At 69.4% G+C, this 6,579-nt stretch carries 8 protein-coding genes and 2 pseudogenes; 7 read left to right on the plus strand and 3 right to left on the minus strand.

Annotation, left to right across the window (positions count from 1 at the left end):
- On the minus strand, positions 1-210 hold a 210-nt coding region (locus AC2W7M_RS17235), incomplete at its 3' end, for a hypothetical protein (protein WP_486133546.1).
- A 247-nt stretch (positions 211-457) separates the two neighbouring features.
- Between AC2W7M_RS17235 and AC2W7M_RS17240 the strand changes: the two are divergent.
- From AC2W7M_RS17240 to ptsN, 5 genes and pseudogenes are all read left to right on the plus strand, one after another.
- Positions 458-640, plus strand: a pseudogene (locus AC2W7M_RS17240) (dihydrofolate reductase family protein); the annotation flags it as partial.
- A gap of 88 nt (positions 641-728) precedes the next feature.
- A complete protein-coding gene (locus AC2W7M_RS17245) occupies positions 729-1,151 on the plus strand; it encodes a RibD family protein (RefSeq protein WP_486133548.1) in 423 nt (140 codons plus the stop codon).
- Positions 1,096-1,659 (plus strand): cytochrome b, encoded by a 564-nt coding sequence (locus tag AC2W7M_RS17250; protein WP_486133550.1) that lies wholly within the window; start codon positions 1,096-1,098, stop codon positions 1,657-1,659. The genes AC2W7M_RS17245 and AC2W7M_RS17250 overlap by 56 nt, the downstream gene beginning before the upstream one ends.
- A gap of 155 nt (positions 1,660-1,814) precedes the next feature.
- Positions 1,815-2,383: pseudogene (gene hpf, locus AC2W7M_RS17255) on the plus strand (ribosome hibernation-promoting factor, HPF/YfiA family).
- 339 nt (positions 2,384-2,722) lie between these two features.
- On the plus strand, positions 2,723-3,187 hold the full coding sequence (gene ptsN, locus AC2W7M_RS17260) for a PTS IIA-like nitrogen regulatory protein PtsN (protein ID WP_486133551.1): 465 nt from the start codon (positions 2,723-2,725) through the stop codon (positions 3,185-3,187).
- 51 nt (positions 3,188-3,238) lie between these two features.
- Here the strand turns inward: ptsN and AC2W7M_RS17265 are convergent, their stop codons facing one another.
- Both AC2W7M_RS17265 and AC2W7M_RS17270 read right to left on the minus strand, forming a co-directional pair.
- Complete coding sequence (locus AC2W7M_RS17265; RefSeq protein WP_486133553.1) at positions 3,239-3,523, minus strand: BQ00720 family protein; 285 nt, start codon at positions 3,521-3,523, stop codon at positions 3,239-3,241.
- A 44-nt stretch (positions 3,524-3,567) separates the two neighbouring features.
- Positions 3,568-3,993 (minus strand): Hsp20 family protein, encoded by a 426-nt coding sequence (locus AC2W7M_RS17270; RefSeq protein WP_486133554.1) that lies wholly within the window; start codon positions 3,991-3,993, stop codon positions 3,568-3,570.
- 440 nt (positions 3,994-4,433) lie between these two features.
- Here AC2W7M_RS17270 and AC2W7M_RS17275 point away from each other — a divergent pair, with 440 nt between their 5' ends.
- Together AC2W7M_RS17275 and AC2W7M_RS17280 are read left to right on the plus strand one after the other, a co-directional pair.
- Complete coding sequence (locus AC2W7M_RS17275) at positions 4,434-5,915, plus strand: hypothetical protein (protein WP_486133556.1); 1,482 nt, start codon at positions 4,434-4,436, stop codon at positions 5,913-5,915.
- Positions 5,916-5,942: 27 nt separating this feature from the next.
- Positions 5,943-6,579: mechanosensitive ion channel family protein (locus AC2W7M_RS17280; protein WP_486133558.1), on the plus strand; the 637-nt coding region annotated here is incomplete at its 3' end.

Here is a 6,579-nt window from a genome sequence, read left to right on the forward strand (position 1 = left end):
CGCGCCAGGCGTGGCGCCGGCAGGACCAGGCGGGCCGGGCCGCTGGCGGCGAGTTCGGCGGAAGGCCTCCGCCGCCTCGGTGTCGAACGCCTCGGCGCCGATGACCAGCGTCTCCTCGTCGTTCGAATTGCAGCAGCACGGGCCGGCCGGAACGCAACTCCCCGAGGGCGCGCTCGACCAAGGCGACGGACGATGCGGAACCGATGCCAAGACGGTCGGCGGAAGACATCCTGCTACCTCACACGCTCGCTGGACCGCGGCACCCTGACCGCTAGCACGTTAACGGGAGACGGCCTGCCGCGAAAAGCCGATCCAAAATGGCGGCTCAGGCGTAACCTTTCGCGTGGAGATGCGTTCCCGATGACACACTCTCTACGGCAGGCCCGCACACATGGATGACGAGATGCCGAACGGCGCGACCCCCGCCCCCCATCACGAAAGCGTTGAGCCCGTCGTGATGGGGCAGATCGGACAGTCGCTCGACGGGAAGATCGCCACCGTTCATGGCGAATCCAAGTATATCAACGGCAAGGCGGCATTGGACCGCCTGCATGCGCTGCGTGCCGGCGTCGATGCGGTGGTGGTCGGCGTCGGGACGGTGGCGGCGGACGACCCGCTGCTCACGGTGCGGCGCGTTGCCGGGCGCAGCCCGGCGCGGGTGGTTCTCGACCCCAGCGGCCGCGCCGATCCCCGTCGCGCGCTGCTTCGTGCAGGACGGGGCGCGGCGCGTGGTGGTGCGCAGAACCGGTGTCACCGCGGCGGTACCGGCGGGGGTCGAGACGATCGAGCTCGACTCCAGCGGTGCCTTCGCGCCCGCGCGCGTGATCGCGGCCTTGCGGGGCCTGGGTTTCGCCCGCATCCTCGTGGAAGGCGGGGCGCGGACCCTCTCCGCCTTCATCGAGGCCGGGTGCCTCGATGTGGTTCACGTTTTCGTGTCGCCGGTCATTATCGGTTCGGGCCGCAGCGGGCTCGAACTCGCGCCGGTGGCCAGCCTGTCCAGCGCCCTCAGGCCGGCCACCCGCGTCGAGCTGCTTCCCGACGGCGACGTCTGGTTCGAGTGCCGGTTGCGCGCCTCATCTGCGGAGACGGAAAGCCATGGCCAACGAGACGACACATCCCGCCCGCCCGAGCGTCTACGCGCCGCCGGCTAGGTGGCTCCACTGGATCGTCGCGATCCTCGTCCTGATGGTGATCCCCGCCGGCCTGGTGATGGTGCGGCTGGATGGCGGGGCGCTCCAGGATCAGCTGTTCTACTATCACGAGTCGATCGGCATCCTGATCTTTGCGCTCGCCGTCGCGCGGGTGCTGACGCGTTCGCTCACTCGCGTGCCCGGTCGCCCGGCGGGCATGCCGGTGTGGATGTGGGGCGTGGCGGAGCTGACCCACTACACGCTCTACGCGCTGATCCTCGTCATGCCGATCCTCGGCTGGCTCACCGCCACCACCTTCGGCGCGCAGGTCTCGGTGTTCGGGCTGTTCACCATGCCGTCCCCGCTCGGCAAGAACGAGGCGCTCTCCGAGATGCTCGGCACATGGCACGAGCGCGGCGGATACTTGATGACGGCGCTGGTGGCGCTGCACATCGCCGCCGGCCTCTATCACGGCGTGGTCAAGCAGGACGGCGTGCTCTCGCGCATGCTGCCGTTCCTCTCCCGCTGATCAGCCCGGCGGCGATTCGAGCCGATGCGCCGCGCGAGCGCGCGGGCGCTGGTTTGTTGACACGTTGGCAAAGCAATCCTACCACTTGTACGGCGGCCGGTTTTGAGAAGCAGAGCAGGCGCCTCCCGGCACCCGCTCAAAGGGGATCAAATCGCATGGCCCTAAGAGTGTCAGGAAAGAACATCGATGTCGGAGAAGCGCTCCGGCAACGCCTGACGGATCGGCTCTCCGAAGTTGTCGCGAAATATTTCGACGGTGGCTGGTCTGGCCACGTCACCGTTGCGCGCGAAGGCTCGGGCTACCGGTCCGAATGCATGCTTCATCTGGATTCAGGCGTGAATCTCCAGGCCCACGGCAGCGAGCAGGAGGCCAACGCCTCCGCCGACACCGCGGTGGAGAAGATCGAGAAGCGCCTCCGACGCTACAAGCAGCGGGTCAAGGACCGCCATGTCCATGGCGGCAATGGCGTCGCCGACGCAGCCCAGAGCTATATCCTCGCCCCGGTTCCCGAGGACGAGACCGAGGAGGCGCTGGAAGGCTGGAGCCCCACCGTGGTGGCCGAGCAGGTCACGCGCCTGCGGTCCCTTTCGGTGGCGGACGCCGTGCTGGAGCTCGACATCACGCGCGCCGGTGGTCGTGTTTTCGCCATGCGAGCCACGGCCGGGTGAGCGTCGTCTATCGCCGTCCCGACGGTCATGTGGGCTGGATCGATCCGGCCGCCTGAGGGCTGATTTCGGCGCGGGGCCCTGCTCCGCGCCGCAGACACGGGCGCCGCCGCACCGGTGGCGGCGCCGGAAGAACGCGCTGTTCGGGCTGTTGCAGCCCGGCGGCACGCTCCAGCGGGGGGCTGATGGGACAGGCGTAGCCGGCGCAGGGGCCGGCCGCCCGGCTGTCTTGGCCCGGACGAAGACGCGCGCCCGCCGGGCGCCTTCGGGGCAGACCGCTACGGCTGATCCCGAGGGTTCCGGCTGGCTATTGCAGGCCATTGACGGTCGGCTCGGCTTGGGACTAGCGTCCGCCGCCTTTTCCGAGCCAGGCCGCGCACGCCGCAGGGACCCAATCCATGCCCCTCGCCGATCTCATCGCTGCAAACGCGGTCTTCCCGACGCTGCGGGCCAGCAGCAAGAAGCAGGCCCTCCAGGAACTGGCGCAGCAGGCGGCGGGGATGATCGACCGCGACCCGCGCGAAATCCTCGAGACGCTGCTCCAGCGCGAGCGCCTAGGATCGACCGGCGTCGGCAACGGCATCGCCATTCCCCATGGCAAGCTCGCCAAGCTCGACAAGCTCGTGGGTCTGTTCGCCCGCTTGGAAAAGCCGATCGATTTCGAATCGCTGGACGGACAGCCGGTGGACCTGGTGTTCCTGCTGCTGGCGCCGGAAGCGGCGGGCGCGGATCATCTCAAGGCGCTGGCCCGGGTCGCCCGCATGCTGCGCGATCCCGACACGGTGGAAAAGCTCCGCGCCACCCGCGACGCCAAGGCCATATTCTCCCTGCTCACCGCCACGCCCGCCTCCGACGCCGCCTGAGCGGACCCGCCGGGCCCGCATGGTCATCCGGACGGGCGCTGCGAGCGAGCGTCAGTGCACGCTCACGGTCTCCAGCTCGTTCTGCATCGCATTGGCGAGCGCGGCTTCGCGGCTGTCCGTCAAAAGGATCGGCGTGCCGTCCGCGGCGTGGAGCGTGAACAGCGTCATGCCCGGCGCGATCTGCGGCGCCTGCGGGAACATGCTCGCCACGTCCTCGGAACGGATGGTGCGCACATAAGCGATATGGCCGCCGCCGAGCCCGGCGAGGGCCTCGGGGGTGATCGCCTCGGGGGCGATGGTTTCGGGCGCGAGCGCCTCGGTCTTCTCGTTCGTCATGGTCTACTCCTCACTCTCGGCAGTCCGCGCCATCACCCGCCCCCTTAGGGCCGAGAAACGATGTCGATGCGCTTGGCGCGCCGCTCCGGCTCGGGGCGGACAAGGTCCACAGCGAGCAGGCCGTTGCGCAGTTCCGCGCCGACCACGTTCATGCCCTCCGCCAGGACGAAGGTTCGCTGGAACTGACGCGCCGCGATCCCCCTGTGGAGGAAGATGCGGTCCTCAGCCTCCTCGGCCTGACGGCCGCGGATGGTCAGCTCCTTCTCGTCGAGGGTGATCTCGAGCTGGTCCGCCGTGAACCCCGCCACCGCCAGCGTGATGCGCAGGCGCGGCGCCTGTCCGTCCGATTCCACCCTCTCCACATTGTAGGGAGGATAGCCCTCGGCGCTCTTGGTCACGCGGTCGAGCAACCGCTCGACCTCGTCGAACCCGAGCAGGAAGGGGCTCGACAGCGAAGACATGCGCGACATCGACCAAAGCCCTCGTCAAGCGACTTTGCAGTGCCTTAGTCCGCGCCCGTCTGGCCGCGGCCTGCCGGGACCCGTCGCGGCATCCCGGCTCACCGGATATGGGAGCGCTTTGGCCCCCTCGCAAGCCCGCGGCGTCGCTTGGGGGACCCGAATGGCCGGTTCGCGACTTGATCGCGAAACCGGCCGCTTCTTCAGGGCAGCGGCGCGGGCGGGTGGACAATCGCGCCCTGCGATGCAAGGCTTGTCCCACCCGCCGCGGCGCCTTTGCGCCGCCCCTTGAGCGACACCAAGCGCCACGGCTAGACGGGAGTTCCCCACATGAACCCATTGGCCCGCCTTGCGGCATGCCTGCTTTTTTGCATATCCGCGCGATCGCGACGGCACAGACCACCACCCCGCTCGCGCCCTCGTCTGCGACCTCTCCCTCTCCTGAGACTTCGATGCCGGCCGCACCCAGTGCCTCGGACAGCGCCGCACCGGCGACGCTTCCCGAGACGCTGCGCGCCGACATCCGCGACCTCGTGGAGACGCTGAAGGACGATGCGGCGCGCGCGGCGTTCGTTGCCCGCCTCAGCGCGCTCATCGCAGTCGACCGCCAGGAGGAGAAGCCGCCGCTGCGCGACGACTGGCTCGCCGGGGCGACCAGCGCGCTCGGCGCGTTCTCGGGATCGGTGCTCGGGCTGGTGGCGGAGGCGGAGAAGGTCCCCGACCAGGTGGACCGTCTGTTCTCCAGCCTGTCGGACCCATTCGTGATCGAGCGGATCGCCTGGGCGGTCGGCGTGGTGGCGGCGGTGCTGATCGCCGCTCTGGCGGCGGAGTGGGCCGTCAAAGCGGTGCTCGCCGGGGTCCGGCGATCGGTGGAGGCGCGCGGCGGCGGCCGTTCGCGAGCCGGCTCCTGCTCCTGTTCGTGCGGACCGTGCTGGACACGCTGCCCATCGTCGCCTTCGCGGCTGCGGCCTTCGGCGCGCTGGCGGTGGTCGACGACCCTTTTGGTGCGCCTCGCCGTGGTGACGGTGGTGAACGCGAACGTCCTGGCGCGGGTCATCATCGCCGGCGCGCGGGCGGTGCTCGCGCCGGACACCGTGCGCCTTCGCCTGCTGCCGCTGGATGACGAGAGTGCCGCTTACGGCTTCCTCTGGGTGCGCCGCTTCACCCACACCGCGGTCTACGGCTATTTCCTGCTGCGCACCGCGTGGATCCTGGGCCTCTCCTTTGCCGCCTACAACCTCCTGAGCGACCTGCTGGCGCTGGTGATCGCCGGCATGGCGGTGGTGTTCATCCTGCAGATTCGCCGGTCGGTGGCGCGGCGCCTGCGGGCCTGGGCGGCGCCGAGCGATGGCGTCGCGCGCCTGCGCAACCAGGTGGCGGATTTCTGGCATCTGCTGGCCATCGCCTATGTCGCCGCCGCCTATGTGGTGTGGGTGACCGATCTCGAGGGCGGCTTCGCCTATCTTGCGCGGGCGACGCTCCTTTCGGTCGTCACGGTGACGGTGGCGCGCCTCATCCTGTTCGCGCTGCACCGCGTCTTCGGCATGGTGTTCCGGCTCGGGCCGGAGATGCAGCAGAAGTTCCCGCTCTTGGAAGTGCGCGCCAACCGCTACCTGCCGGCCCTGCGCCAGGCGGGGCAGGCGCTGGTGGGCGCCCTCACCGTCGTCGCGCTGCTGGAAATCTGGGGCGCGCGGCCGTTCGAGTGGCTCGCCTCCACCAGCGGGCAGGCCCTGGTGGCCCGCGCCATCTCGATCCTCGTCGTCATAGCCGCGGCCTTCGCCACCTGGGAGATCGGCGCCGCGTTCGCCGAGCGCATGGCCGCGCGCAATCCCACGTCGACGCGCCTGAAGACCCTGCTGCCGTTCATGATGAACGGCCTCAGGGTCATCATCATCACCATCGCCGGGCTGATCGTGCTCTCGAGCTCGGGGTGAACATCGCGCCGCTGCTGGCGCGCCGGCGTGCTGGGCCTCGCCATCGGCTTCGGCGCACAGACCCTGGTGAAGGATGTCATCACCGGCGTCTTCATCCTCATGGAGGACACGCTTTCGGTGGGCGACGTGGTGGAGGTGGGCGCCCATGCGGGGCTGGTGGAGAAGATCACCATCCGCACCGTCCACCTGCGCGATTTCGACGGCAATGTGCACTCTTTGCCGTTCGGCGAAGTGCAGACCATCAAGAACATGTCGAAGCACTTCGCCTATGCGGTGGTGGACGTCTCCATCGCCTACCGCGAGAACATCGACGACGCGCTCGCCGTCATGGCGGAGGTCGCGCAGGACATGGCCGAGAACGGCCCGCTTGCCGACACCATCATCGGCCCGTTCGAGGTGGTCGGCGTCGAGGGGCTGAAGGAATCGTCCGTGTGGCTGCGCGGCCGCTTCAAGACCCGGCCTTTGGGCCAGTGGAACGTCCGGCGCGAATTCTACCGGCGCATCAAGGCGGCCTTCGACGCGCGCGGCTTCCAGATGCCCTATCCGCACCGGACGGTCTATTTGGCGAGGACAAGAAGGGCGGCGCCCCGCCTCTGCGGGGTGGTCCGGCGGCGAGGCCGGCTCCGCGCCGTCGCGCAGCCGCGCCCGCAAGGTGGAGGCCGCG

It is taken from the genome of Xanthobacter sp. BG11Y11_SDJG (assembly GCF_057364445.1).

Bases quoted from the DNA above. Each gene is read 5' to 3' on its own strand.
- AC2W7M_RS17250 (WP_486133550.1), top strand. From the start codon at position 1,096: ATGGCCAACGAGACGACACATCCCGCCCGCCCGAGCGTCTACGCGCCG.
- ptsN (WP_486133551.1), top strand. From the start codon at position 2,723: ATGCCCCTCGCCGATCTCATCGCTGCAAACGCGGTCTTCCCGACGCTG.
- AC2W7M_RS17265 (WP_486133553.1), bottom strand. From the start codon at position 3,523: ATGACGAACGAGAAGACCGAGGCGCTCGCGCCCGAAACCATCGCCCCC.
- AC2W7M_RS17270 (WP_486133554.1), bottom strand. From the start codon at position 3,993: ATGTCGCGCATGTCTTCGCTGTCGAGCCCCTTCCTGCTCGGGTTCGAC.
- AC2W7M_RS17275 (WP_486133556.1), top strand. From the start codon at position 4,434: ATGCCGGCCGCACCCAGTGCCTCGGACAGCGCCGCACCGGCGACGCTT.